25 protein-coding genes are annotated in these 25408 nt (G+C 34.7%); 14 read left to right on the top strand and 11 right to left on the bottom strand.

Features of this window, described 5'->3' with window-relative positions; genetic code table 11:
• The first annotated feature begins 8 nt into the window (after positions 1–8).
• From AC1EUU_RS11340 to AC1EUU_RS11330, 3 genes are all read left to right on the top strand, one after another.
• Positions 9–1163, top strand: a complete 1155-nt coding sequence (locus AC1EUU_RS11340; protein ID WP_480201538.1) for a hypothetical protein — start codon at positions 9–11, stop codon at positions 1161–1163.
• Between the two features lie 75 nt (positions 1164–1238).
• Positions 1239–2594 carry an endonuclease gene (locus AC1EUU_RS11335; RefSeq protein WP_480201537.1) on the top strand — a complete coding sequence of 452 codons (1356 nt, stop codon included), beginning with the start codon at positions 1239–1241 and terminating at the stop codon, positions 2592–2594.
• Between the two features lie 43 nt (positions 2595–2637).
• Positions 2638–3069 (top strand): hypothetical protein, encoded by a 432-nt coding sequence (locus tag AC1EUU_RS11330; RefSeq protein WP_480201536.1) that lies wholly within the window; start codon positions 2638–2640, stop codon positions 3067–3069.
• Between the two features lie 6 nt (positions 3070–3075).
• Here the strand turns inward: AC1EUU_RS11330 and AC1EUU_RS11325 are convergent, their stop codons facing one another.
• Together AC1EUU_RS11325 and AC1EUU_RS11320 are read right to left on the bottom strand one after the other, a co-directional pair.
• Positions 3076–3858, bottom strand: coding sequence for an amidohydrolase (locus AC1EUU_RS11325; protein WP_480201535.1), 783 nt, complete (start codon positions 3856–3858; stop codon positions 3076–3078).
• 2 nt (positions 3859–3860) lie between these two features.
• Positions 3861–5003: a methionine aminotransferase gene (locus AC1EUU_RS11320; protein ID WP_480201534.1), complete on the bottom strand. Its 1143-nt coding sequence runs from the start codon at positions 5001–5003 to the stop codon at positions 3861–3863.
• 79 nt (positions 5004–5082) lie between these two features.
• On the opposite strand from AC1EUU_RS11320, the gene AC1EUU_RS11315 reads away from it, so the two are divergent.
• Positions 5083–7173: a S46 family peptidase gene (locus AC1EUU_RS11315; RefSeq protein WP_480201533.1), complete on the top strand. Its 2091-nt coding sequence runs from the start codon at positions 5083–5085 to the stop codon at positions 7171–7173.
• Positions 7174–7240: 67 nt separating this feature from the next.
• On the opposite strand, the gene AC1EUU_RS11310 is transcribed toward AC1EUU_RS11315, so the two are convergent.
• From AC1EUU_RS11310 to AC1EUU_RS11300, 3 genes are read right to left on the bottom strand one after another with little or no spacing between them, the layout of a single operon-like run.
• Positions 7241–7987 carry a succinate dehydrogenase/fumarate reductase iron-sulfur subunit gene (locus tag AC1EUU_RS11310; protein ID WP_480201532.1) on the bottom strand — a complete coding sequence of 249 codons (747 nt, stop codon included), beginning with the start codon at positions 7985–7987 and terminating at the stop codon, positions 7241–7243.
• A 7-nt stretch (positions 7988–7994) separates the two neighbouring features.
• Positions 7995–10007: a fumarate reductase/succinate dehydrogenase flavoprotein subunit gene (locus tag AC1EUU_RS11305; protein WP_480201531.1), complete on the bottom strand. Its 2013-nt coding sequence runs from the start codon at positions 10005–10007 to the stop codon at positions 7995–7997.
• Positions 10008–10020: 13 nt separating this feature from the next.
• Positions 10021–10698: a succinate dehydrogenase cytochrome b subunit gene (locus AC1EUU_RS11300; RefSeq protein WP_480201530.1), complete on the bottom strand. Its 678-nt coding sequence runs from the start codon at positions 10696–10698 to the stop codon at positions 10021–10023.
• 167 nt (positions 10699–10865) lie between these two features.
• Between AC1EUU_RS11300 and AC1EUU_RS11295 the strand changes: the two genes are divergently transcribed.
• The 6 genes from AC1EUU_RS11295 to AC1EUU_RS11270 all read left to right on the top strand — a co-directional run bounded on the left by AC1EUU_RS11295 (position 10866) and on the right by AC1EUU_RS11270 (position 15579).
• On the top strand, positions 10866–12077 hold the full coding sequence (locus AC1EUU_RS11295; RefSeq protein WP_480201529.1) for a bifunctional alpha/beta hydrolase/OsmC family protein: 1212 nt from the start codon (positions 10866–10868) through the stop codon (positions 12075–12077).
• Between the two features lie 8 nt (positions 12078–12085).
• On the top strand, positions 12086–12973 hold the full coding sequence (locus AC1EUU_RS11290; RefSeq protein WP_480201528.1) for a RimK family alpha-L-glutamate ligase: 888 nt from the start codon (positions 12086–12088) through the stop codon (positions 12971–12973).
• Positions 12954–13916, top strand: coding sequence for a succinylglutamate desuccinylase/aspartoacylase family protein (locus tag AC1EUU_RS11285; RefSeq protein WP_480201527.1), 963 nt, complete (start codon positions 12954–12956; stop codon positions 13914–13916). Before AC1EUU_RS11290 ends, AC1EUU_RS11285 begins: the two co-directional genes overlap by 20 nt.
• A 58-nt stretch (positions 13917–13974) precedes the next feature.
• Entirely contained in the window at positions 13975–14544 is a 570-nt protein-coding gene (locus tag AC1EUU_RS11280) for a sigma-70 family RNA polymerase sigma factor (protein ID WP_480201526.1), read from the top strand.
• An 8-nt stretch (positions 14545–14552) separates the two neighbouring features.
• Positions 14553–14813 (top strand): hypothetical protein, encoded by a 261-nt coding sequence (locus AC1EUU_RS11275; protein ID WP_480201525.1) that lies wholly within the window; start codon positions 14553–14555, stop codon positions 14811–14813.
• A 124-nt stretch (positions 14814–14937) separates the two neighbouring features.
• A complete protein-coding gene (locus AC1EUU_RS11270) occupies positions 14938–15579 on the top strand; it encodes an O-methyltransferase (protein ID WP_480201524.1) in 642 nt (213 codons plus the stop codon).
• A gap of 64 nt (positions 15580–15643) precedes the next feature.
• Here AC1EUU_RS11270 and AC1EUU_RS11265 read toward each other — a convergent pair whose 3' ends face one another.
• The 4 genes from AC1EUU_RS11265 to mutS form a co-directional block, all read right to left on the bottom strand.
• The gene (locus tag AC1EUU_RS11265) at positions 15644–17134 is read right to left on the bottom strand and encodes a S8 family peptidase (RefSeq protein ID WP_480201523.1); all 1491 of its coding nucleotides are present in this window, start codon (positions 17132–17134) and stop codon (positions 15644–15646) included.
• Positions 17135–17238: 104 nt separating this feature from the next.
• Positions 17239–17802, bottom strand: a complete 564-nt coding sequence (locus AC1EUU_RS11260) for a phosphatase PAP2 family protein (RefSeq protein ID WP_480201522.1) — start codon at positions 17800–17802, stop codon at positions 17239–17241.
• Positions 17803–18078, bottom strand: coding sequence for a Sec-independent protein translocase subunit TatA/TatB (locus AC1EUU_RS11255; protein ID WP_480201521.1), 276 nt, complete (start codon positions 18076–18078; stop codon positions 17803–17805). It abuts the gene before it with no gap.
• Positions 18079–18134: 56 nt separating this feature from the next.
• Entirely contained in the window at positions 18135–20708 is a 2574-nt protein-coding gene (gene mutS, locus AC1EUU_RS11250; RefSeq protein WP_480201854.1) for a DNA mismatch repair protein MutS, read from the bottom strand.
• A gap of 131 nt (positions 20709–20839) precedes the next feature.
• Here mutS and AC1EUU_RS11245 point away from each other — a divergent pair, with 131 nt between their 5' ends.
• The 4 genes from AC1EUU_RS11245 (at position 20840) to AC1EUU_RS11230 (ending at position 24131) form a co-directional block, all read left to right on the top strand.
• Entirely contained in the window at positions 20840–21379 is a 540-nt protein-coding gene (locus tag AC1EUU_RS11245; RefSeq protein ID WP_480201520.1) for an RNA methyltransferase, read from the top strand.
• Between the two features lie 60 nt (positions 21380–21439).
• Positions 21440–22021, top strand: coding sequence for a HupE/UreJ family protein (locus AC1EUU_RS11240; RefSeq protein ID WP_480201519.1), 582 nt, complete (start codon positions 21440–21442; stop codon positions 22019–22021).
• A 99-nt stretch (positions 22022–22120) separates the two neighbouring features.
• Positions 22121–22552, top strand: a complete 432-nt coding sequence (locus AC1EUU_RS11235; RefSeq protein ID WP_480201518.1) for a deoxycytidylate deaminase — start codon at positions 22121–22123, stop codon at positions 22550–22552.
• On the top strand, positions 22542–24131 hold the full coding sequence (locus AC1EUU_RS11230; RefSeq protein WP_480201517.1) for a S41 family peptidase: 1590 nt from the start codon (positions 22542–22544) through the stop codon (positions 24129–24131). The genes AC1EUU_RS11235 and AC1EUU_RS11230 overlap by 11 nt, the downstream gene beginning before the upstream one ends.
• A gap of 19 nt (positions 24132–24150) precedes the next feature.
• Here AC1EUU_RS11230 and AC1EUU_RS11225 read toward each other — a convergent pair whose 3' ends face one another.
• Both AC1EUU_RS11225 and AC1EUU_RS11220 read right to left on the bottom strand, forming a co-directional pair.
• Positions 24151–24756 carry an FAD-dependent oxidoreductase gene (locus tag AC1EUU_RS11225; RefSeq protein ID WP_480201516.1) on the bottom strand — a complete coding sequence of 202 codons (606 nt, stop codon included), beginning with the start codon at positions 24754–24756 and terminating at the stop codon, positions 24151–24153.
• Positions 24756–25334: a MarC family protein gene (locus AC1EUU_RS11220; protein WP_480201515.1), complete on the bottom strand. Its 579-nt coding sequence runs from the start codon at positions 25332–25334 to the stop codon at positions 24756–24758. The genes AC1EUU_RS11225 and AC1EUU_RS11220 overlap by 1 nt, the downstream gene beginning before the upstream one ends.
• Between the last annotated feature and the right edge of the window lie 74 nt (positions 25335–25408).

Here is a 25408-nt window from a genome sequence, read left to right as displayed (position 1 = left end):
ATAGAAAAATGAAAAAAATAATATACTTATTAGCGGTTGTTACAACATTTTTCACAAGTTGTGACCCATTAGATGATATATATGACGAATTAGATGCGAATTCATCTAATGTTATTGTTGGAGAAGCAAAATATACATTAACAGATGAGGATTATGATGATTTAGGTTTATCATTCCCTAATTTTGGTTCTACTGATGACGCAAAAGCTTTGTTACCTGCTTTTTTAAGCGATTTATATCCTGTTTGGGGCGAAGGATCTCTAGCTGAGGTTACTTATGACTTATGGGCTCCAAGAAGAGATGAAAGAAGTTTAATAAGATACACTGTTACTTCAGATGATTATGATGAGCTTGGACATAGCTTTGGTAATTTCTCTAGAGACAGTCATTTATACGATTTCTTAGAGTATAAATATCCAGACCCAGATGATAGAACATTAGTTTCATTAACATATGACTTTTGGAATGGGAGTAGTGTAGATGAATTAAATAATGGCTTCTTATATCTTAATGGAGAATGGGAGTTTATCTTAGGATTTACAGATGAAGAGTATACATTGATGGGAGAAAGTTTTCCAAATTTCTCTAATGAAGATGAAGCTGATGCTAAAATTCCAATTATCTTATTAGATAAGTTAAAGTTTGATGGCTATGAGGCCGGAGATGTTGTTGGTATTATGTACAAATTATTTGTTACTGATGTTGATGATATTGATATGGATGGAAGAACAGATGATAGAACGACTTATAGCTATGTGAAATACTTCGTTTTTGATGGTTCAGCATGGTCAGTTTATAATAATATAGTATCTGAGTCATTACAATTTGGTCATGACGGAAATACTTGGGTGCCAGATAATACTATTAGATATAGAATTACGAGTGCCGATGTAACGTTTATATCTAATACGTTCATCGATATTTATCCTGGGCCAGCAGATAACGTTGGTTTCTTCGGTTCTTTTGATAGAAGACCTGGTAGTAGCAACTACTGGAATGATGATATGCTATTAGAAGCATTTAATGCACTTTTAGATAATATTAATCCATCAGCTGAAGAAGGACAAAAATATGTGCTTACGTACGTTATTTACAACGGTTCAACTGTAGATGAAACAATGAATGTGATTAAAACTGGAGGTGAATGGGTTTATAATAACTAAACCTTCTATTTTTAACATATAAAACTATAAAACCTCTTATCTTTACACGGTAAGAGGTTTTTAATTAAAAAGTAAATGAAAAGAGTTGTAATAATAGCATTATTAAATCTAATATTCTTTGGTTGTAGCAGTGATAGTGGCGGAACAGAACCAGCACCACCACCTCCTACAAATGAAAAACCAGTAGCTGTTGATGATGCTGTTACCTCGGTAGAAGATTCAGAATTTGTAATCTCAAATTTATTGTCAAATGATACTGTAATAACAGGGGCGAGAATCACCTCTTTTGATGCTACTAGCTCAAATAGCGGAACAATCGTTGATAATAGAAATGGGACTTTCACCTACACTCCACCAGATGGTTTTGTGGGCAATGACACCTTTACATATACAATATGTGATAATGATTCAACTCCAGATTGTTCTACAGCTACAGTCACAATAACAGTTACTGACGAGGGAAACCCTACAGCAGCAAATGATGTAGTAAACACCGCTAAAAACACTTCGGTAACGATTAATGATTATGCACAGAATGATGATACGGTAGACGACACTGAAATAGACTCAGTTGATTCTTCAAGTACACAAGGAGATGTTACTTTAAATAATGATGGTACTATTCTGTACACACCTCCAACAGATTTTATTGGCGACGACACTTTTTCGTATACTATTTGTGATGACGATCAGCCAAACGCCAGCTGCGCTACCGCTACAATTACGGTTTCTGTTTTAGAAACAGTTTCTTTTAATATTCCTGCGAATTTAATTAGCTATTATTCAGACTTATTAATAACATCAGATACAGACTTAAATTATACGTTTGTAAGCGATCTCACTATAGACAAACACACAACAATACTGTCTTATGGACAAAGACATAATTATTTGTATGATGCTGATGAAGATGAAGCAAATGCAGCCAATGTGATATTAATGTATACAGGAGAAAGTAGAGATGAAAGAGAATATACATCTGGAAATAACTCACATTCACCACAAACGTTTAATACCGAACACGTATATCCACAATCAAGGCTGAATGCTGATGATGCTGTGTCAGATCTACATCATTTAAGAGCATGTGATGCAGATGTTAACTCTGATAGAAGTAATTTCCCTTTTACAACTGGAAGTGGCTCAAACGGCGTTATCGATGGTGATAAATGGTATCCTGGTGACGATTGGCGAGGAGATGTAGCAAGAATGATTATGTATTTGAATGTTCGATACGGAGAAACTTTTGATAAGGTAGGAACATTAGATTTATTTTTAGAATGGAATGTTGCTGATCCTGTTTCTTCATTTGAACTACAAAGAAATGATATATTCCAAGGTGCTCAAGGAAACAGAAATCCTTTTATCGATAATCCATATTTGGCTACCCTTATTTGGGGAGGTACACCGGCCGAGAATAAATGGGAATAAAATTGAAATAATATAAACTAAAGAGATAACTAAATATTTTGCCATGATGAAACTTATCCATTCTTATTGGGCGTACATAGTACTTATAATCTTAATAGCTGCGGTTATAAATGCGATTAGCGGAATGTCATCCAAAAGAACATTTAAAGATAAAGACTTACGCATTTCTTTATTTGCTTTGATTGTAACGCATATTCAGTTATTAATTGGATTGGGTTGGTACTTTATGAGCCCATGGTATAAGTCGATGAAAGAAATAGGTATGGGAGAAACTATGAGTAATTCAGCACTACGTTTTCAGGCGATAGAACATCCTATCACAATGATTTTGGCAATTGTATTAATTACGATGGGCTGGTCTCGTCATAAAAAACAAACTACAGATAGTGGTAAGTTTAAACAAATAGCTATTTTCTATGGCCTAGGCTTGGTTCTAGTTTTAAGCAGAATCCCCTGGAATCAATGGTTTTCTTGATAGAATTCAAGAAGTGAGAGAAAATTCATCTCTATCATTTAAAAACTGTAGTTTTTCTCTATATTTTTTAATTAAACCTTTATCAAGAGTTATCACTTCTATTTGTTCAATATCAGGAGTAATAGTTGATATTTTATTGCCCAAAACATCATACGCGGCTGAATGCCCATTATATTCATAATTATTTGCATCAAAACCAACTCTATTTACACCAATACAATAGCTCATGTTTTCTATCGCACGAGCTTTTAAAAGTGAATTCCAGGCAGTAATTCTAGGCTTTGGCCAATTTGCAACGTAAAAAAGTAAATCATAGTCATCAACATTTCGAGCCCAAACAGGAAAACGTAAATCGTAGCAAATAAGAGGATAAATTTTCCAGCCCTTATAATTCACCAATAGCTTTTTTATGCCAGCGGTATACACTTTGTCTTCTCCTGCCAAGGTGAAAGTATGTCGTTTATCATATGTTTCAATTTTACCATCTGGATGAACAAATAACAATCTATTAAAATACTGATCACCTTCTTGAATAACCAGACTACCCGTAATGGCAGTTTCCCTCTCAATAGCTATGGTTTTCATCCAATTTACGGTTTCACCTTGCATAGTTTCAAACACTCTTTCGGGATACATCGTAAAACCAGTGGAAAACATTTCTGGAAGTAGTATTAAATCAACAGGTTGAGAAATTGAATTAATCTTTTCTGCGAATTGTAATCGGTTTAACTTAGGGTTCTCCCAAGCTAAATCGGGCTGTATTATAGCTACTTTTAATTCTTCTTGCATACTTAAATACCATTTAAAATTTCGGCCGCACTTTTAAGGGTTTCATCCGTTTTTGCAAAACAAAAACGAAGCATTTTATGATCTTCATTATTTTCATTAAAAACAGATATTGGAATTGACGCTATTTTGTTTTCAATGGTTAATCGCTTGGCAAAGTTCACATCATCTTCATTTGAAATTTTGGAATAATCTAATGACTGGAAATAAGTTCCTTGCGCAGGAATAAATTCAAACCTTGAATCTTTAATTAAGTCTAAAAATAGATCGCGCTTTTGTTGAAAGAATTGAGGTAAAGACTCGTAGTGTTCTGAATTATTTAAATATTCTGCCAGAGCAATTTGCATTGGATGGTTTGCCGAAAAGACGTTAAACTGATGTACTTTTCTAAACTCTTTCATTAATTCTTTAGGCGCACAGCAATATCCTAATTTCCAACCAGTATTATGAAATGTTTTTCCAAAAGAAGCAGTAATGAAACTACGCGATTTTAAATCATGATATAAGCAAACCGATTGGTGTTGCTCATTATCAAAAATAATATGTTCATAAACCTCATCGCTTAATAGTATAATGTTTGTTCCTTCAGTTAGTTTTTGAAGCATGTGCATGTCCTCTTTCGTAAAAATACGACCACTGGGATTTTGAGGCGTATTAATGATGATCATTTTGGTTCGATCATTAATTTTTTGCCTGACCTCGTCCCAATTAACATTATAATAAGGAGCTTTTAGCTGAACTGAAATAGCCTTACCCCCGTTTAATTCAATTGTGGGCTCATAGCAGTCGTAAGAAGGCCTAAATATAAGCACCTCATCATCTTGTCTTATAAATGCCGAAATAATAGTAAAAATGGCCTGTGTAGCTCCAGAAGTGACTGTTATTTCAGACTCTGGGTGATATGAAGTAGTGTATAAATGCTCAAATTTTTTAGCAATGGCTTTGCGCAAGCTTAGTGCTCCTGGCATTGGTGCATATTGGTTATAATTTGAATTCATGGTTGCACTCACAAGATCAATAAGTTTTTGATCGCTCTTAAAATTTGGAAAGCCTTGTGATAGATTAATGGCATCATGCTTATTGGCCAGTGCACTCATTATTGAAAAAATTGTAGTACCAATATCAGGTAATTTTGAAATGTGCTGCATAGGGTAAAGATAACAACTTATGAAAAAGAAATAGCATTGAGAACTTTGTTATCTTTGATCGCAATCTAAAAATATAATGATGAAGCTTTTAAAATTTTTATTACTGTTTGTAACAATTCAAATTTCGGCTCAGCAAGGAGGAATGTGGATACCTTCACTTTTGGAAGGAATGAACGAGGAAGAGATGAAATTACTTGGGAGTAAGCTTACTGCTAATGACATTTATAACGTAAATAATTCTAGCTTAAAGGACGCGATTGGTCATTTTAATGGCGGCTGCACAAGTGAAGTAATTTCCCCTAAAGGATTATTATTAACAAACCACCACTGCGGATTTGGCCAAATACAATCACATTCATCTTTAGAAAATGATTATCTAAAAGATGGTTTTTGGGCTAAAAATTTAGAACAGGAATTGCCTAATGAAAGCCTATATGTTGAATTTATTGTTAGAATAGAAGATGTAACAAAAAAAGTACTTGCTGGCGTTTCTGATGCAATGACTGAAAGAGAAAAACAATCACGAATTGACCAGAATAGTAATGCGGTTCAAAAGGCGATTAAAAAAGAAGCATGGCAAGATGTAAAAGTGAAGGCTTTTTATAAAGGAAATCAATATTTTTTATTTGTTACAGAGCGCTTTGAAGATATTCGCTTAGTTGGTGCACCACCAAGCAGTATTGGTAAATTTGGAAGCGATACAGACAACTGGGTTTTCCCGAGACATACAGGCGACTTTTCGTTATTTAGAATTTATGCCGATAAGGATAACAGACCGGCAAAATATAGCAAGGAAAATATACCGTATAAGCCAAAACATTTTTTACCAATATCATTAGATGGCGTTTCTGAAGGAGATTTTACAATGGTATTTGGTTTTCCGGGAAGAACAAATGAGTATTTACCTGCTGTAGCGATAGAACATATTACAAAAGAATTCAATCCTACTAATATTGCCATTCGAGAGGCAGCTTTAAAAGTCATTGACGAGAAAATGAAACAAGATGATGCAGTAAGAATTAAATATGCCTCAAAGCAGGCAAGAATCGCGAATGCCTGGAAAAAGTGGATAGGTGAAAATTTAGGGATAGATAAGAGTAACGCTATTGAAGAAAGACAAAAATTTGAAAAAACTTTTAAGAAAGCATTAAAAGAAAAAGGCTTAGAGGCTACTTATGGTGGTATCTTACCTCAATTTGAAAAGTTATACAAAGAGTACGCCTCTATTAACATTAAAAGGAGAAACTTTATTGAGGTTTTTTTAGTGACAAATGAATTAATGCAAATGGCCTTTAGAGCTTATCAATTAGAGCAAGCTATAGAGCGCAATCCAGCTGCATTTAAGAAAGCAAAAGCATCGCTTATAAGTAGGCTTAAAAGGATTCATAAAAACTATGATGCAGGAGTTGATAAGGAAGTTTTTAAAAGTGTAATGCCATATTATTCTAAAGATGTTGATCCAACTATTTATGAAAAAACGGCATTTGTAAACCTTGATCAAGCCTTAAAATTATTAGAAGGTTCGCCTGAAGAAGTAAAAAAGAACCTCGATAACGACCCCGCATATAAATATGCAAAATCAATGGTATCTGAATTTTTTAATGTAATGAATCCAGAATTCCAACAAAGAAGTCAGGCCATTGCGGCTTTACAAACTAAATATATGAAAGCGCTAATGGAGGCATTACCGAACGAACGTTATTTTCCAGATGCCAATGGCACCATGAGAGTTACATATGGGCAAGTAAGCGGATATTCACCAAGAGATGCTGTTTACTATCAGCCCGTAAGTTACTTAGATGGTGTAATAGAAAAATATGTTCCCGGAGATTATGAATTTGATGTGCCACAGAAACTAAGAGATTTATATAAATCGAAAGATTTTGGGCAATATGCAGATAAAAATGGAAAGGTTCCTGTTTGTTTTTTAGGCACCAATCATACTACTGGAGGTAATTCTGGAAGTCCGGCAATTGATGCGCATGGAAATCTAATTGGGTTAAACTTTGATCGGGTGTGGGAAGGAACCATGAGCGATATGAACTATGACCCTGAGATATGTAGGAATATTATGGTTGACGCGCGTTATATTTTATTTATAATAGACAAATATGCCGGTGCAAATCATCTTATTGAAGAAATGAAATTGGTACATCCAAAGCAAAAGTAGTAATACAAAAAAAGCTCTAAACTTTACCTGTTTAGAGCTTTTTTATATTTTCTTTATTATAATCTAATTATCCTTTTAAGCTGGCTTTTAGATATTCTGAATTCATTCTTGCAATATTTTCAAGTGAAATTCCTTTAGGGCATTCTACCTCACAAGCACCCGTGTTGGTGCAATTTCCAAAACCTTCATCATCCATTTGTTTTACCATATTTAGTACACGGTCAGTAGCTTCTACTTTACCTTGTGGTAACAAAGCAAATTGAGAGACTTTTGCAGAAACAAATAGCATTGCACTAGAGTTTTTACAAGTAGCAACACAAGCTCCGCAACCAATACAAGTAGCGGCATCAAAAGCAGTATCAGCATCGTGTTTGTTAATTGGCAGTGCATTGGCATCTTGAGTGTTACCAGATGTATTTACTGAGATAAACCCACCAGCATGCTGAATTCTATCAAAAGAACTTCGATCTACAACTAAATCTTTAATTACAGGAAAGGCCTTTGCTCTAAATGGCTCAATATAGATAGTATCACCATCTTTAAACTTACGCATGTGCAGCTGGCAAGTAGTTACTCCTCTATCTGGCCCATGAGCTTCACCATTAATATAAAGTGAGCACATTCCGCAGATACCTTCACGACAATCATGATCAAAGGCTACCGGTTCGTCACCTGTTTCAATTAATTGCTCATTCAAAACATCTAACATTTCAAGGAAAGACATATCTGGCGACACATCATTGATTTTATAGTCTACCATTTTTCCTTTATCATTTGCGTTCTTTTGACGCCAAATTTTCAAAGTTAAATTCATAGCTCTCCTATTTATATGAACGTTGTTTTAATTCTATATCTTTAAATTCTAAATCTTCCTTATGTAGTACAGCATCGCTTGGTTCACCTTTGTATTCCCAAGCAGCTACATAAGCAAAATCTTCATCATTACGTTTGGCTTCTCCTTTTTGAGGGCCATCTTCTTCAACAGATTCTTCTCTAAAGTGGCCACCACAAGATTCAGAACGATGTAAAGCGTCTTTAGCAAAAAGCTCACCTAACTCTAAGAAATCTGCTACACGACCTGCCTTAGCAAGTTCTTCATTATATTCATTTGCAGCACCGGGCACTTTTACATCTTTCCAGAATTCTTCACGCAATTCTTTAATTTCAGAAATAGCCTCTTTTAATCCTTGCTCATTACGTGACATCCCAACTTTATTCCACATGATCTTTCCTAGTTTTTTATGGAAATAATCTACAGAATGTTTTCCTTCATTATTTACGAAGAAATCAATACGCTCTCTAACATTTTTTTCAGCAGCTTCAAATTCTGAAGTATCAGTAGAAATTGGTCCTGTACGAATATCATCGGCTAGGTAATCACCAATTGTATATGGTAACACAAAATAACCATCTGCTAAGCCTTGCATTAGTGCAGAAGCTCCTAATCGATTGGCGCCATGATCAGAAAAATTTGCTTCACCGATACAGTATAAACCTGGCACCGTTGTTTGTAAATTGTAATCTACCCAAACTCCACCCATAGTATAATGCACGGCAGGATAAATCATCATTGGGGTTTCATATGGATTCTGATCTACGATCTTTTCATACATCTGGAAGAGGTTTCCGTATTTCGTTTTTACTACCTCTTGACCAAGTTTTTTAACTAAAGCTTTATCGTTTTCATCTAAGCCCTTAATATGTGCTTGCTCCTTCCCATAACGCATAATTGCAGAAGCGAAATCAAGATACACTGCTTCACCAGTTGCATTTACACCATAACCGGCATCACATCTTTCTTTAGCAGCGCGCGAAGCAACATCACGAGGGACTAAGTTACCAAAGGCAGGATAGCGCCTTTCTAAATAGTAATCTCTGTCTTCTTCAGCTATCTCAGTAGGTTTTAGCTTTCCTTCACGAATAGCTTTTACATCTTCCATTTTTTTAGGAACCCAAATGCGCCCATCATTACGTAACGATTCAGACATAAGGGTTAATTTGGATTGATGATCACCTGAAACAGGAATACATGTAGGATGAATTTGAGTATAACATGGGTTAGCAAAATAAGCACCACGTTTATGAGCTTTCCAAGCAGCAGTTACATTAGAACCCATGGCATTGGTAGACAAAAAGAATACATTTCCATAACCACCGGTTCCTAATACCACAGCATGTGCTGAATGCCTTTCAATCTCTCCAGTAACTAAATTTCTAGTAATAATTCCTCGAGCTTTACCGTCAATAATCACCACATCTAACATCTCATGGCGATTGTACATTTTTATTTTACCACGACCAATTTGTCGATTCATAGCAGAGTAAGCGCCTAATAATAATTGCTGACCTGTCTGTCCTTTCGCATAGAAGGTTCTTGACACTAATACACCACCGAATGAACGATTGTCTAACAGACCACCATAGTCACGCGCAAAAGGCACTCCTTGCGCTACACACTGATCGATAATATTTGCAGAAACTTCTGCTAAGCGATATACATTTGCCTCACGAGAACGATAGTCTCCACCCTTTACGGTATCATAAAATAATCGATAAGTAGAATCACCATCACCTTGGTAATTCTTAGCAGCATTAATTCCTCCTTGAGCGGCGATTGAGTGCGCACGTCTTGGAGAATCTTGAAAGCAAAATGCTTTTACGTTATAACCTAATTCAGCTAAAGTTGCAGCAGCTGAACCTCCGGCAAGACCTGTACCAACAACAATAACATCAATGAGTCGTTTGTTTGCTGGATTCACTAGGTCGATTTTATTTTTATGATTGGTCCATTTATCAGCGATCGGACCTTTAGGAGTTTTAGAATCTAAAGCCATACTTTATTAAGTATTAGTGATTGTGATTAAAATGGTGAAACAAAGCAATAATTATAAATCCTAACGGAATTAATATTGCGTATAATTTTCCAAAAGTTTTCAATCCTTTTGTGTATTTATTATTTGCTCCAACCGATTGAAATGCTGAATTAAATCCATGTAATAAATGTAATGCCAAGAAAATGAATGCTAATACATAAATTCCTACACGAACCGGACTTAAAAATTTCTCTTGTAGCTCATGAAAGTATCTAAGCTGGCCATCATATAAACCAGACCAGTCTCCATCAATGAATTTGGTAGTAATTTCAGGAATCCAGAAGTCATAAAAATGCAATCCCATAAAAGCCAAAATAACTAAACCACTCCATATCATATTTCTACTCATCCAAGTAGAATTTGCAGCACCATGGTTTTTGGCATATTTAACCACTCGAGCATTTTTATTTTTTATTTCTAGAATAAAACCCATTACAAAGTGAAAAATCACACCGAAAATTAACACGGGTTGCAAACCATATTGAACAAGTGGATTCGTACCCATAAAATGAGAAAGTTCATTAAATGTTTTTGCACTAAAGATGGATGTTACGTTGATTGCAAAATGTTGCAGTAAGAAGATCATCAGAAAAAATGCTGACAAAGCCATGGCAAATTTTCTTCCGATAGAAGATTTTAAAAATCCGCTCATTTTGATTAGTTTTATATAGTATGCAAAGGTAGCATTTAGTTTTTGCTCTTAAAAGTTGAGAGCTTTATTTTTTGTTATTTAGAAAGATTATAAAGATATTATATATGATTGACTTTAGGTAAGTTATTCCTATAATGTAAGACAAATCAACAAACAAACTTTAATTCATGTATAGTAAAAAGCTTCAATTTAAAAACAAACAAGGTTTAATGCTTGAGGGAAGTATTGATTTTCCGATAGATCACAAGCCTAGAGGTTTTGCCTTATTTGCCCATTTTTTTACAGGAAACAAGAACTTTACAGCGGTAAGAAATATATCTAGGGCGCTTACGAAAAACCGCATTGCTGTTATGCGCTTTGATTTTATGGGATTAGGTAATAGTGAGGGAGACTTTTCAGATTCTAATTTTACAACAAATATTGACGATCTTATTTCGGCAGCTAATTATTTAAAAGAAAACTATCAATCGCCTAAAATTATTATTGGCCACTCCCTAGGTGGAGCTGCTGCCATTTATGCGGCAGATGCTGTTGATTCTATTGAGGCAGTAGTGACAATTGGCTCTCCCTCTAACCCATCGCATGTTGAACACTTATTCGAAGATCATATAGAAGATATAGAATTGCAAGGAGAGGCTACTTTTGAGATATCAGGAAGGCAGTTTACCATAAAAAAACAGTTTTTAGAAGATGTTGAATCTAAAGACATGACACAACTACTTCGAAAATTAAGAAAGCCATTATTAGTTTTACATTCTCCTCAAGATAAGATTGTAGAAATAAAAAATGCTAAAGAAATTTATAACGCTGCATTTCATCCAAAAAGTTTTATATCACTTGATGGAGCAAATCATTTATTAACGAATAAAGAAGATTCCTTTTATGTAGGTGAGATTGTTGCCAATTGGGCAAAACGCTATGTGTCTTTTAAAGAAGAAAAAGATTTAGAAACAGATAAACAAACGGTAGTGCGAATTGGGCGTTCTAAATATCGCACTGAAATAGCCGCACGGTCACATTCAATAATTGCAGATGAACCAAAGAAATATGGAGGCCAAGATACCGGTTTAACACCTTATGAGTTGTTACTTTCTGCTTTAGGCTCGTGTACTGCCATTACTTTACGAATGTATGCTGACAGGAAAAAGTGGGATTTAGACGAGGTTTTAGTTCATTTAGAACATTTTAAACAACATGCCGAAGATTGTAACTCTTGTAGTGATGATCGAACGGCAAAAATCGATAAGTTTGTAAGAACTATTGAGCTAGTAGGTAATTTGACTTATGATGAACGAAAACGATTATTAGAAATAGCTAATAGATGCCCGGTTCATAGAACATTAGAAAACAAAATTGAAATCGATACTGTATTACGCTAACATTTACCATGAAAATATTTGTACTCTCTGTTGGTGAAAATATCTATTCTACAAAACGATTAGTAGATGAGGCAGAAGAACGCGGTCATGATGTTCGTGTTGTTAACCATACAAAGTGCTCTGTGCATCTCGGTAAAGGGAGGCCACAGATTATTTTTGAGGGAGAGAATATTATTGATAAGGTAGATGCAATTGTTCCAAGAATTGGAGCATCGGTAACACGGCATGGAGCGGCTATTGTTAAAGAATTTGAAATGAATGGTGTTTTTAGTACAGCACGTTCACTAGGTATATTAAGAGCTTATAATAAAGTGCGAACGCTCCAAATTATGAATAGAAAGAATATACCAATACCTCAAACGGTATTTTCTACAGATGCCAAAAGTATTAGTCAGCAAATTGAATTACTAGGTGGCCTCCCAATCATTATAAAATTACAAGAAGGAACGCAAGGCTTAGGTGTGATTTTAGCTGAGACCAAAAAGTCAGCCAAATCAATCATGGATACCTTTTATAATATGAATACCAGTTTTATGCTACAGGAGTATATTGAAGAATCGAATGGTGAAGATATTAGAGCCATTGTGGTAGGCAATAAGGTGGTTGCTGCGATGAAACGAAAGGGAGAAGTTGGAGAGTTTCGGTCTAATATTCATAGAGGTGGTACGGGAGAAATTGCCGATATTACAGAGAAAGAAATACGTATAGCATTACGAGCTACTAAATATTTAGGGTTGCCGGTGGCAGGAGTAGACATGATTCGATCTAGGCGAGGACCTTTACTGATTGAAGTCAATGCTTCCCCCGGTTTTCAAGGAGTAGAAGCATACACAAAGGTTAATATCGCCGAAGATGTTATAAAATTTTTAGAAAAAAATGTTCGACGAAAATTTTAGAAATGAACCTGTAGAAATACGAGGACATACTGTTGAGTTAGGAGAAAATAAACTCATAAAAATTGAAATAGATCGGTTGCCTACGGGCACGAAGATTGAGGTACCAATCTATGTTTTTAATGGCAGAGAACCCGGCCCTACAGTATTAATACAAGCAGGCCTTCATGGAGATGAAGTAAATGGAATAGAATTAGTTAGACGCATGCTTTCGCGCGATTATTTTAAAGTTCAAAAAGGGTGTGTGATTGTAGTACCATTGCTTAATGTATTTGGATTTTTAAATTTATCTCGCGATTTACATGGTAAAGATTTGAATCGCAGTTTTCCGGGAAGCAGAACGGGTTCTTTAGCAAGTAGGATTGCGTATTTTCACATGCGTGAGATAGTGAACAACATTGATTTTGGTATTGATATTCATACTGGTGGCGCACAACGAAGCAACTACCCTCAAATTCGCTATACGCCTAACTGCGATCGTAGTAAGAAATTAGCCGAATTGTTTAATGCACCTTATAATTTTACATCTAAGCTGATTCCAAAATCATTTAGAAAAGAAGCTAGTAAATATGACATTCCAATAATTGTATATGAAGGAGGTGAGTCATTAAGAATTAGTAAGACGGCGGTAAAACATGGCATTGATGGTGTTTTAAATGTATTAGAGCATTTTGAAATTATTCCTTTAAGAGAAGAAAAAAGGTCATTAATTAAATCTGTTGAACTTAATAATCGTAAATGGATTCGTGCAAAAATTGCAGGCTTATTCAATATAAGAGTTAAAAATGGTGAGGCCGTTGAAAAAGGGCAAACCTTGGGGTATATTACAGATACCTATGGTGAAACGGTTGCCAGTGTAAAAGCACCATTTGATGGCTATATTTTTGCCATAAATAATTTTCCAATCATTAATAGAGGCGATGCACTTTTTCACATTGGTAAATAATTTATGTTTGATGTAAAAGATTGTATATTTATCGTCTAATTGTCGAGAATCAACTATAATGGCAGAAGTCAAAGAACATACTTTAAACCCAGATAAATGGGTTGATCTACATTCAGATTATCTATATAATTATGCTATCACCCGTGTTGATAATGATGAGTTAGCAAAAGATATTGTTCAAGAAACATTCTTTTCTGGATTAAAAGCAATGAAGAATTTTAGAGGTCAGGCCGCCGAACGTACTTGGCTCATATCAATTCTAAAACGCAAAATTATTGATCATTATCGTAAGATAAACTCTGCAAAAGGTAAGGCTGAGGTGCGAATGAATTTCTATGAAGATGGTGATAAGAAAGGAAGTTGGATTGAAGAAAGGGTGCCGAAAACTTGGGATAATGAAGCTGAACGTGATATTGAAAATGTAGAACTAAAAAATGCAATCGAAAAATGTATCGATAATTTACCCGATAAATACAGAATTGTCTTTTTGTTAAAAAATGTACAACAATACGAAACCGAAGAAATATGTAATGAGCTAGACATCACGCCGTCTAACCTGTGGGTAATCATCCATAGAGCCAGACATCAATTGCGTAATTGTTTAGAAAGTAATTGGTTTGCTAAATAGAATTAGTAATGAGTAAAGGATTTTTTATTAGTTGTGATGAAGCAACAACAATTTGTACTAAAAATCAGTACAATGAAGCTACACTTTGGGAAAAAATAAAGCTCAATATTCATATATTGACTTGTAAAATTTGTGGCTTATATTCAAAGCAAAACGGAAAGCTAACAGAAGTGTGTAATCAGCATCTTAAGAAGCCTGATTGCGAGCATACGTTAACAGATGCCGATAAAACAGCATTAAAAAAGAAGTTAGCTGAAGTAGATAAATAAAAAGGTAGTTGAAGTTTAAACCTGGCGACACTTGTGTCGCTTTTTTTATGATTTTTTGTTGCACTAATAACGAATACTATTTATATACTCCAAAAGCGTATTTTTATCCTAAATTTAATTGCAAATGCACTTTATACCCGAGAATATAGACAATTATGCTGTTGAGCATACAGAAGACGAACCAGAATTACTAAGGAAACTAGCCCGTGAAACTTGGCAAAAAGTCTTAGTTCCACGTATGTTGAGTGGGCACTATCAAGGACGCGTATTAGCATTATTGGCAAAACTGGTAAATCCAAAAACTATTTTAGAAATAGGAACTTACACAGGATACTCAGCTCTTTGTATGGCAGAAGGATTGCAAAAAGAAGGTGTATTGCACACTATTGATAAGAACGAAGAGCTCTTTGATTTTCAACGAAAATATTTTGACCTTTCTGAGTATGGTCATCAGATAAAACAGCATTTAGGAGATGCTTTAGAAATTATTGAAAATCTAGACACCAAATTTGATATGGTTTTTATTGATGCAGACAAGAGTAATTACCCAAATTACTTTCATGCAATTATTGATAAAATGAATTCGGGAGGAATTATTTTATCAGATAATGTTTTATGGAGTGGGAAAGTAACCGAAACTTTAGCTCCGAAAGATGAAGATACAAAAGCGTTAGTGATGTATAATAAATTACTTAAAGACGATGATCGTTTAGAAACGGTATTATTGCCAATTCGCGATGGTTTAACGATTTCTCGAGTGAAATAACGTCATTTTGAACGAAGTGAAGAATTTCGGTGATGGTTCACTTCGTTCGTTATGACCAAAACTATTAGATTCCGTTTCCGGTAACCGCTTTTAAAGCGTCTATATTACCATATCCAAAATCATTATTTTTATTAGGATATAGATCTGAAGATTCCTTTAGTCGATGTAAGACTTGATCTCGATTCCAATATGGATATTCTGACCAAACCAAGGCCGCTACACCTGCGGTAAATGCTGTTGCCACAGACGAACCGCCAAAGTATTGAGATTGTCCATTATTAAACCCTAAAACTGGTTGATTATTATTGTTTCCACGCTCCATGATGATCGTGAAATCCATATCACCGATATGGCAGGTATCACATTCTTCATAACCCGCTCCTTCTTCCACGCCGGTTACTGCTACAGTTTCATTCATACTTGCCGGAAAAATAATACCATACCAATTGGTAAAATTCGTTGAAGTGCCACCCGCTGCAAAAATCAATTTTCCTCTAGAATGCGCATATCGAACGGCGTCGGCAATACTTCCAATACTCCAAGGATAGCCAATCGACATTGAGATAATTTGAACATCTCCACGATTACCCAGAGCGGTTAATGCATTAGCCACACCTCTGCGTTCATGATACCCATTAAGTACCACATCACTGGTTGCTCTATATGATATTAAGTTACACTCGTAGGCTACGCCTACAAATTGTCCTGAGTTATTGTTGGGTGCTGCTATCGTAGCAGAAGCACTTGTGCCATGCCCACACTTATCATTAGGACCGTCAGTTCTGGTTGACCAAGGCCACCAAGAATCTACATAAGTGCCATATTTTTGTACATATCTTCCAGAATAAAAATCATCGAATTTATAGCTTAAATTAGGTTGATTTGAAGATAAGCCTGTGTCTATAACGCCAACGCCAATACCTCTACCTTTACTATATATCCAGGCGTCGTCTACATTATGATCATAATAATTCCAAGGTACTTTAGCGCCCGAAGTAAGTGTGCTATAATCTGCTGAACTTATTGATTGCCCTGATTGACTACATCCAGATGATGATTTTTCTATAGAAGTTTGAAAGGTGTAGCCTTCTGGCTCAAGATAGCGAATGTTATGGTTTTTTCTTAATTCTGATACTGCTTCTAAGGTGTAAACTCTAACATCTATAAGATTTAAAATTGCATCTTCATAAACTAAAGTTTCTTCCCCACTTTTCTTTTGCTCATTTATAGAAACTGTTTGAATAATCTCAGCTTTAATATCATTTAAAGCTTGATTTTTGGTGATTGAAAAGCTTTCTGCTCCATAACCTACACTTAGAATATTGCCTCCATGAACGGTGGCACTCCATAACATGTGGTCATCGGCGTCTTTCCAATTAAAAGATCCGGTAGTTTCGAAAGCTTTTTGAATTTTTGCATTGATTTGTTCAATGGTCAATGCATCTTTTTGGCTGATTTCTGTTTGAGGCATTTCCTGAAATTGAGAATCATCTTTTGCGCATGAATACACGAAAAGAAGCATCACAAAAACTGAAAACAAATTCGTTTTTTTCATTGTTGATTTGTTAGTTTAAGTTAAACATTCATTAAAAAAATAGGTACAGATAAGGGGAAGTTTGAACATCTTTTTAAAAAAGATTTTCTGTACGGGAATCGAATTTAATGAATTTTCTTCAAAAAACTAACACTTATTTTGAAAAATGTGTAACCTATTAACAGTCCTAATAACATTCCTACAAAAATATCAACAGGAAAGTGAACACCTACATAAATACGACTGTATGCAAAAAGTAGAGGCCAAATTAAAAGGAGGTATGGGTATTTGTAGAATTTCTTTAGTGTTAAGATCATAAATGTAGTTACCGCAAAAGAGGTAGTAGAATGCCCAGATACAAAACTAAAACTGCTTGGCCTTTTTAAAATGCGAATAACTTCATTAATGCTCGGATCATTATTTGGGCGAAGCCTTCCAAAATAATCTTTAATAAAATTCACAAATTGATCAGAAAAGGTAACTAACAAAGCAGCAATGAGCATTAATAATAATGTTTTCTTCCAACCATAAGCCCTGTAAATTAGAAAAAGCAATAAAACAAATAAAGGAATCCAGCTAAACTGGTTGGTAACTGTCATCCAGAAGCTATCCCAGGTTTCGGTACCTAATGAATTAAGGTATACAAATAGTTCTTTGTCTTTGGTGATGATGGAATCTAGAAAGCTCAATTATAAATTACGTTTTATAGGTCCAGTAATTTCATCAACGCCTTCTTTTACAGAGTTAATGCCTTCATTTAGGTCTTTGGCGATATCTGTATCTATGCCATGTTTTTCTGCAGAATCTGAGATTTCGCGTTTAATCTCATTGGTAGCATCTTTTAATTGGCGCATGCCTTTACCCAAACCGCGTGCAAGTGTAGGTATTTTATCCGCCCCAAATAGCATCAATACGATTACTAAGATCACAAATATTTCGGCACCACTTATAAATAGAAAATGCATAGTTTTAATACTTGAGGCAAAGATAGTACAATTGACTTAGTAGTTAAGTTAAAATTTTACTTTCCCGTTAACATCCTTTTAATCTCATTCAATTTCATTAAAGCTTCAATAGGCGTTAAGGCATCAATATTGGTTGAAAGAATCTCTTCTTTAATATCTTCTAATAAAGGATCGTCTAGTTTAAAAAAACTTAGTTGTAGATCGTTTTCGGCTTCTTGTTTTAGTTTTTCCTTGATTTCTTCAGAGCTATGACTTTGCTCTAATTTTTTGAGCATTTTTTCCGCACGATGTAGAACAGAGGTTGGCATTCCTGCTAGTTTAGCAACGTGAATACCAAAACTATGCTCGCTACCACCAGGTACTAATTTTCTTAAAAAAATTACATTATCTTTTAGTTCTTTTACCGAAACATTAAAGTTCTTAATGCGTTCAAAAGTTTCGGCCATATCATTCAATTCATGATAATGCGTGGCGAATAGTGTTTTGGCTTTTGAAGGATGTTCATGTAAATACTCAGCAATTGCCCAAGCAATTGATATACCATCATAAGTTGAAGTACCACGACCAATTTCATCAAGTAATACAAGGCTGCGCTCAGAAATATTGTTCAAAATATTGGCGGTCTCGTTCATTTCTACCATAAAAGTAGACTCCCCCATCGAAATATTATCACTAGCACCTACACGCGTAAAGATTTTATCTACTACACCAATACGCGCTTGTTGCGCGGGTACATAACAGCCCATTTGCGCAAGTAAAACAATAAGTGCTGTTTGACGAAGGATGGCTGATTTACCACTCATATTAGGTCCGGTGATCATAATGATCTGTTGTTGATTTCTGTTCAAAACCACATCGTTGGCAATATATTCTTCGCTAATAGGCAGTTGTTTTTCAATAACCGGATGACGTCCATTTTTAATTTCTAGATCAGTACTATCATCCATTACAGGACACACATAATTGTTATCATTGGCAATCTGTGCGAACGAACATAAACAATCTAGATAGGCAATTTGTTGCGCATTTTGTTGCACTTGTTGTATATAAGCTAGCATAAAGTGCAATAATTCGGCAAATAACTGCTGTTCTAATTGTGCTATTTTTTCTTCGGCACCTAGAATTTTGGTTTCGTACTCTTTTAGTTCTTCAGTGATATAGCGCTCAGCATTCACTAAGGTTTGTTTTCGAATCCACTCTTCAGGAACCTTATCTTTATGCGTGTTACGTACTTCAATGTAATAGCCGAATACATTATTAAAAGCAATTTTTAAACTTGGTATACCGGTTCGTTCTGTTTCACGAGCTAACATGGCATCTAAATATTCTTTTCCAGAATTAGCAATGCCTCTTAATTCATCGAGCTCATTAGAAACACCTTCGGCAATGGCATTTCCTTTATTAATATTTACAGGAGCATGATCATAAATGGTTTCAGAGATCTTATTAATTAACTCTTGACAAGTAAATAGGTTTTTCCCTAAGCTTTGAAGTGATTTGTTATTGCTCTTTTCTGAAGCTTCCTTAACCGGAAGAATTGCTTTTAGTGAATCTTTTAATAAAACAACTTCTCGAGGATTAATTTTTGCAGTAGCAACTTTTGAAATCAAACGTTCAATATCACTAATTTGCTTAATTTGGTAGGTAGCTGTTTGATAAAAACTGTCATTATTGATTAGGTATTTTACAATTTCATGACGTTTTTTAATTTGTTTTAAGTTTTTTAATGGTAAGGCGAGCCATCTTTTTAATAATCGCCCTCCCATTGGAGAAATAGTTCTGTCAATAACCTCTAATAGGGTGACAACTTCAGGGATAGTTGAATAATAGAGCTCAAGATTACGAATGGTAAATCGATCCATCCAAACATAGTGATCTTCTTCAATTCTATGAATCGAAGAAATATGCTCAAGCTTATTATGTTGTGTTTCAGAAAGGTAATATAGAATGGCGCCACCGGCAATGATTCCGTATGGAAGGTCATTGATACCAAAGCCCTTTAAAGACTTCATTTTAAAGTGATTGGTTAGGCTTTCGTTAGCATAATCTTCCTGAAAGACCCAATCATCTAAATAGAAAGTATTAAAACGCTCACCAAAAAACTCATTGAACTTTAATTTGTGTTGTTTTTGAACCAATACTTCACTCGGACTAAAATTCTGTAGCAATTTATCAATGTACTCTTCATTTCCCTGAGCAACTAAAAATTCTCCAGTAGAAACATCCAAAAATGAAATACCGATTCGCTTTTTTGTAAAGTGTATTGCGGCTAGAAAGTTATTGGTTTTTGATTGTAAGACCTCATCATTTAATGCCACACCAGGAGTAACCAACTCCGTAACCCCCCTTTTTACAATTTTTTTGGTCAACTTCGGATCTTCTAATTGATCACAAATGGCAACACGAAGCCCGGCTTTCACCAGTTTTGGCAAGTAGGTATTTAGTGAATGGTGCGGAAATCCGGCTAAAGCTGTTTCACTTTCGCTTCCCGATCCACGTTTTGTTAACACAATACCTAAAACATGAGCTGCTTTAATGGCATCTTCACCAAAGGTTTCGTAAAAGTCACCTACCCTAAACAATAACATTGCATCAGGATACTTAGCCTTAATGCTATTATATTGCTTCATTAAAGGAGTGACTTTTTTCGCTTTGGTTTGAGCCAATTTTAGCAGTTTTTACGTTAGTTTTGCGAAGATAAAAAAAGTGCGCTGTTGGTAATGGGTGGCGGGCGGTTTTTTATTAAGATTTACTAAAAGCGATGAGGAAATTAAAAAATAGCGAATTAGATAGATTGAGCAATAACGCTTTTAAAGAAGCAAAAAAGACACCGTTAATTGTTATTTTAGATAATATACGTAGTCTTAATAATATTGGATCAGTATTTAGAACTAGCGATGCTTTTTTAATTGAAAAAATTTATCTCTGCGGTATTACAGCGAAACCACCACACAAAGACATACATAAAACCGCTTTAGGATCAACAGAATCTGTAGACTGGGAATATGTGGAAGACACCTTGCAGTTAATAACAAAACTTCAAAGGGAAAATGTTGAGATTGCTTCTATAGAGCAGGCTGATGCTGCTGTAATGTTAAATGAATTTCATCCTGCTAGAAATAGAAAAATGGCGGTGGTTTTTGGTAATGAAGTAAAAGGTGTACAACAAGAAGTGGTTTCAGCTTCTAATTATTGCATTGAAATACCTCAATTTGGCACGAAGCATTCACTAAATATTTCGGTAAGTTGCGGTGTGGTTCTGTGGGACTTATTTAATAAACTTTCAAAAACTAAACTTTAACAAAACCTTGTGTAGAAGACCTTGTGTAATTTGTAATTTGACCTTCTATTTTTATTTAAAATGGATGACTTTAAACTTTTTCTAGAATTAGCCTTTCGTCATGTTTTAGACTGGAATGCTTATGATCATATATTATTCTTTATTGTTCTGGCTGTTGTTTACAGCTTTAAAGATTGGAAAAAAGCACTTTGGCTGATTACTTTTTTTACCATAGGGCATACCATAACTTTAGCATTGTCTGTATATGAAATAGTTAAAATCAAAGGAGAAATTATTGAGTTTTTAATTCTTGCTACCATATTTATTACGGCTTTTGTAAACTTAATTACCGTGGGTAAAAAGAATTTTCACCAGTCGAATATTAATCAACTTTTCGCACTTTTCTTTGGTTTAATTCATGGCTTAGGATTATCTACAATACTTAAAATAACAATTGAAGATTCTGCAAATAAACTCTTGCCCATGTTATATTTTGCTTTGGGTGTTGAACTTGCTCAAATAGTGGTTGTAACCGTTATTATTTTGGCAGGAATTATCGCTCAAGATTTCTTAAAAATAAAGCGCAGAGATTGGGTTTTGATTCTTTCATCCATAGTAATAGGCATAATTTTACCCTTACTTTTTGAGCGCAAATTTTGGTAAAAATTTAACAGGCCTCAAACAATTTTTACCTGTTCTTTGTTATAATTAAAATAAACTGTTAGTTTCACAGTTCTATAATACTAACAGCTTACATACCTAATGACCGAAGAGAAACAACGCAAATACGATGTAGCTTATCTCAAAATGGCGAAAGAATGGGCAAAACTATCGTATTGCAAACGTAAACAAGTAGGGGCTTTAATAGTAAAAAATAAGATGATCATTTCAGATGGTTATAACGGCACTCCTACTGGTTTCGAGAACATATGCGAAGATGAAGCTAATTACACAAAGTGGTACGTATTGCATGCTGAAGCAAACGCTATTTTAAAAGTGGCTTCATCAACACAAAGCTGTAAAGGAGCCACATTATATATTACAATGTCACCATGTAAAGAGTGTAGTAAATTAATTCATCAGTCTGGGATAAACCGTTTGGTGTATGCAGACGCATATAAAGATGACTCTGGATTAAAATTTTTACAAAAAGCTGGCGTTGAGTTAGTACATATACCTCAAAATGAATTCTAAGAATAAAGTTTATATTCCCCTTTTTTTAGCATTAGCAGTTGCATTAGGAATATTTATTGGAAGTACGTTAAATTATCCTAAGAAGAACACTGTAATGCTCTTTAATAGGAATCCCCAAGAAGCGAAAATTAAAAAATTAATAGACTATATTCAATATGATTATGTAGATAAGATTGATACTGATAGTTTATTAGATGGTACGATACGGCAGATTTTAGGAAAACTAGATCCACATTCTGTATATATTCCCGCATCCGATCATGACGATATTACCGAACGAATGAATGGTAAATTTGTAGGTATTGGAGTGCAATTTAGAATGCATCAAGATTCTATAACGGTAATAAGTGTTATCCCAGATGGACCAAGTGATAAAGCCGGGTTAAAAGCTGGAGACCGTATTTTGATTGCTGAAAATGACACACTTTACGGAAAACAGCTTCGCAATGAATATGTTATTAAAACTTTGAAGGGAAAACCTAATACCAGAGTGAATGTTAAAGTGTTTAGAAAAAGTGAAAACAAACATTTAGATTTTAATATTAAACGTGGTAGTGTTCCTATTAAAAGTGTAGATGCTGCGTATATGGTAAATGACAGTCTGGGTTATATCAAAATCAATCGCTTTGCAGCTACAACTTATAAAGAATTCAAACAAGGTTTAGACGAGTTGATAGTTCAAAACATGAAAAATCTGATTTTAGATTTAAGAGGAAATCAGGGAGGATTTTTAGGAGTAGCCACTCAAATAGTCGATGAGTTTTTAGAAGATAATAAACTCATTGTATTTACTAAAAATAAAGGGGGAAGAGTCGATAAGTCATTTGCAACCAAGAAAGGTGACTTTGAACAAGGAAAGATCTATGTGCTTATAGATGAGAATTCTGCATCGGCCAGCGAAATTGTAGCTGGAGCACTGCAAGATAATGATAAAGGTACCATTGTAGGAAGACGCTCTTTTGGAAAAGGATTGGTACAACAAGAAATGGATTTAGGCGATGGCTCGGCAGTACGATTAACAGTTTCAAGGTATTATACGCCAACCGGACGTTCAATTCAAAAGCCCTATGAGGGTAATGAGAACTACTATAATGATGATTTCAGAGAAAGGTATTTAAATGGAGAATTACAGAGTGTTGATAGTATTAAGGTTGCCGATTCCTTAAAATTCACAACACCTAAAGGTAAAACCGTATATGGCGGAGGAGGTATTATACCTGACGTGTTTGTTCCTATAGATACAACGGCTTACTTCGGCGCTTTTCATTTTAGAGCAATGAACGATTTTGTATTTAATTATGTTGATAATAACCGTAAAGAACTAGAAGAGCTAACTATTGAAGATTTTATTAAAGAATTTGATAAAGATGAGAAAATCTTCAATAAATACTTAGCGGTTATAAAGGAAGAATACAATGGAATAACCGCTGATAAATCATATATAAAACATTATTTAAAATCATTATTTGCACAATTCTTATTTGACGATAATGTGTTTAATATGGTTTTAAACAAGAATGATAAAGTAATAGAACGAGTTAAAGAATTAGAACACCAAGTAGATTATGTAAAGCACTAAAATTGGTGCAAAATCTCATCTATTTCATTTTATCGTGAACTTTTACATGTTCACCATTATTCCATAAAGTAAGAATGTCTGTTGCGACAGAGGCTCCACTGCCTGAGGCTATTGAAAATTGACTACGCCATCCAGCTAAAGTGCCAGCTACATAAATACCTTCTGTTACCAAGTGATCATTGTTTTTTAACTGAATACGTTCTTTTTCAGGTTTTGCTTTTGCATGAGGTTCAATATATGCTTCCATTCCTTTTATGAAGAAATTTTTAGTGTACCCTAAAGCAATAACAATGATTTTTGCGCTATAAGATTTTTTATTGGTCGTTACCTTAAAATCATCAGGTTTGCCTTCTATTTCCAGCACTTTTTCTTTATGAATTTGCTGAATTTGAGGGTATAATTTGGTTAGTTGCTCGAGTCCATCTTTCAAGACACTCACTCCGTTCGTGCCCGGTGAAAGACCTAAAACGTTATTGAACAATGCCGTTTGTAGATGCGATGATTTTTGATGCGCAATAAGGCCAATCTTCTTTTCTTTAGCAAAATCCTTTTGATGTGCAGACCCCAATACTAACGCGCAAGACATACCTGCAGCCCCACCACCAATTATTAGTGCATCATACATTAAAATAAAGCTTTAATGTTCGTGGTAAACAATTTTACTGCAATGGCAAGTAAAATTACTCCAAAGACCTTACGAACAATCTTAATACCATTGGGGCCAATAAAACGTTCGATTCTAGATGAGGTCTTTAATACTAAATATATCACCAGAACATTTACCAGCACAGCTATAATAATATTTTCAATATGAAATTCTGCACGTAAAGAAAGTAAAGTTGTTAAACTTCCCGGTCCTGCAATTAAAGGGAACGCAAGCGGAAATACAGAAGCGCTAATCTCTTCCCCATCTTCATCTTTATATAGTGTAATTCCTAAAATCATTTCAAGAGCAATAAAAAACAAAATAAATGCTCCTGCTACTGCAAAAGAATTCACATCAATACCTATGAGGCCTAACAAGCTTTGACCTAAAAATAAAAAAACGATCATAATAACACCAGCAATGATCGATGCTTTTTCAGATTGAATGTGTCCTGCTTTTTTTCTTAAATCAATAATGATTGGAATATTACCGATAATGTCAATTACCGCAAATAATACCATAAAAGCGGTTAAAATTTCCTTTATATTAAAGCTCATGACGTTAGATTTAAATTTTCGGCAAAAATATGGAAAGCAACTTTCATAATAACATTAAATTATTGTAAAGTTAA

It is taken from the genome of Maritimimonas sp. 2205BS37-2 (assembly GCF_056591755.1).
Note: the sequence above shows the minus strand (reverse complement) of the source record. Positions and strands in the feature narration are given on the sequence as shown.

Excerpts from the sequence above, each read along its gene's own strand:
- AC1EUU_RS11340 (WP_480201538.1), top strand. The coding sequence starts at position 9 with ATGAAAAAAATAATATACTTATTAGCGGTTGTTACAACATTTTTCACA.
- AC1EUU_RS11335 (WP_480201537.1), top strand. The coding sequence starts at position 1,239 with ATGAAAAGAGTTGTAATAATAGCATTATTAAATCTAATATTCTTTGGT.
- AC1EUU_RS11330 (WP_480201536.1), top strand. The coding sequence starts at position 2,638 with ATGATGAAACTTATCCATTCTTATTGGGCGTACATAGTACTTATAATC.
- AC1EUU_RS11325 (WP_480201535.1), bottom strand. The coding sequence starts at position 3,858 with ATGCAAGAAGAATTAAAAGTAGCTATAATACAGCCCGATTTAGCTTGG.
- AC1EUU_RS11320 (WP_480201534.1), bottom strand. The coding sequence starts at position 5,003 with ATGCAGCACATTTCAAAATTACCTGATATTGGTACTACAATTTTTTCA.
- AC1EUU_RS11315 (WP_480201533.1), top strand. The coding sequence starts at position 5,083 with ATGAAGCTTTTAAAATTTTTATTACTGTTTGTAACAATTCAAATTTCG.
- AC1EUU_RS11310 (WP_480201532.1), bottom strand. The coding sequence starts at position 7,987 with ATGAATTTAACTTTGAAAATTTGGCGTCAAAAGAACGCAAATGATAAA.
- AC1EUU_RS11305 (WP_480201531.1), bottom strand. The coding sequence starts at position 10,007 with ATGGCTTTAGATTCTAAAACTCCTAAAGGTCCGATCGCTGATAAATGG.
- AC1EUU_RS11300 (WP_480201530.1), bottom strand. The coding sequence starts at position 10,698 with ATGAGCGGATTTTTAAAATCTTCTATCGGAAGAAAATTTGCCATGGCT.
- AC1EUU_RS11295 (WP_480201529.1), top strand. The coding sequence starts at position 10,866 with ATGTATAGTAAAAAGCTTCAATTTAAAAACAAACAAGGTTTAATGCTT.
- AC1EUU_RS11290 (WP_480201528.1), top strand. The coding sequence starts at position 12,086 with ATGAAAATATTTGTACTCTCTGTTGGTGAAAATATCTATTCTACAAAA.
- AC1EUU_RS11285 (WP_480201527.1), top strand. The coding sequence starts at position 12,954 with ATGTTCGACGAAAATTTTAGAAATGAACCTGTAGAAATACGAGGACAT.
- AC1EUU_RS11280 (WP_480201526.1), top strand. The coding sequence starts at position 13,975 with ATGGCAGAAGTCAAAGAACATACTTTAAACCCAGATAAATGGGTTGAT.
- AC1EUU_RS11275 (WP_480201525.1), top strand. The coding sequence starts at position 14,553 with ATGAGTAAAGGATTTTTTATTAGTTGTGATGAAGCAACAACAATTTGT.
- AC1EUU_RS11270 (WP_480201524.1), top strand. The coding sequence starts at position 14,938 with ATGCACTTTATACCCGAGAATATAGACAATTATGCTGTTGAGCATACA.
- AC1EUU_RS11265 (WP_480201523.1), bottom strand. The coding sequence starts at position 17,134 with ATGAAAAAAACGAATTTGTTTTCAGTTTTTGTGATGCTTCTTTTCGTG.
- AC1EUU_RS11255 (WP_480201521.1), bottom strand. The coding sequence starts at position 18,078 with ATGCATTTTCTATTTATAAGTGGTGCCGAAATATTTGTGATCTTAGTA.
- mutS (WP_480201854.1), bottom strand. The coding sequence starts at position 20,708 with ATGAAGCAATATAATAGCATTAAGGCTAAGTATCCTGATGCAATGTTA.
- AC1EUU_RS11245 (WP_480201520.1), top strand. The coding sequence starts at position 20,840 with ATGAGGAAATTAAAAAATAGCGAATTAGATAGATTGAGCAATAACGCT.
- AC1EUU_RS11240 (WP_480201519.1), top strand. The coding sequence starts at position 21,440 with ATGGATGACTTTAAACTTTTTCTAGAATTAGCCTTTCGTCATGTTTTA.
- AC1EUU_RS11235 (WP_480201518.1), top strand. The coding sequence starts at position 22,121 with ATGACCGAAGAGAAACAACGCAAATACGATGTAGCTTATCTCAAAATG.
- AC1EUU_RS11230 (WP_480201517.1), top strand. The coding sequence starts at position 22,542 with ATGAATTCTAAGAATAAAGTTTATATTCCCCTTTTTTTAGCATTAGCA.
- AC1EUU_RS11225 (WP_480201516.1), bottom strand. The coding sequence starts at position 24,756 with ATGTATGATGCACTAATAATTGGTGGTGGGGCTGCAGGTATGTCTTGC.
- AC1EUU_RS11220 (WP_480201515.1), bottom strand. The coding sequence starts at position 25,334 with ATGAGCTTTAATATAAAGGAAATTTTAACCGCTTTTATGGTATTATTT.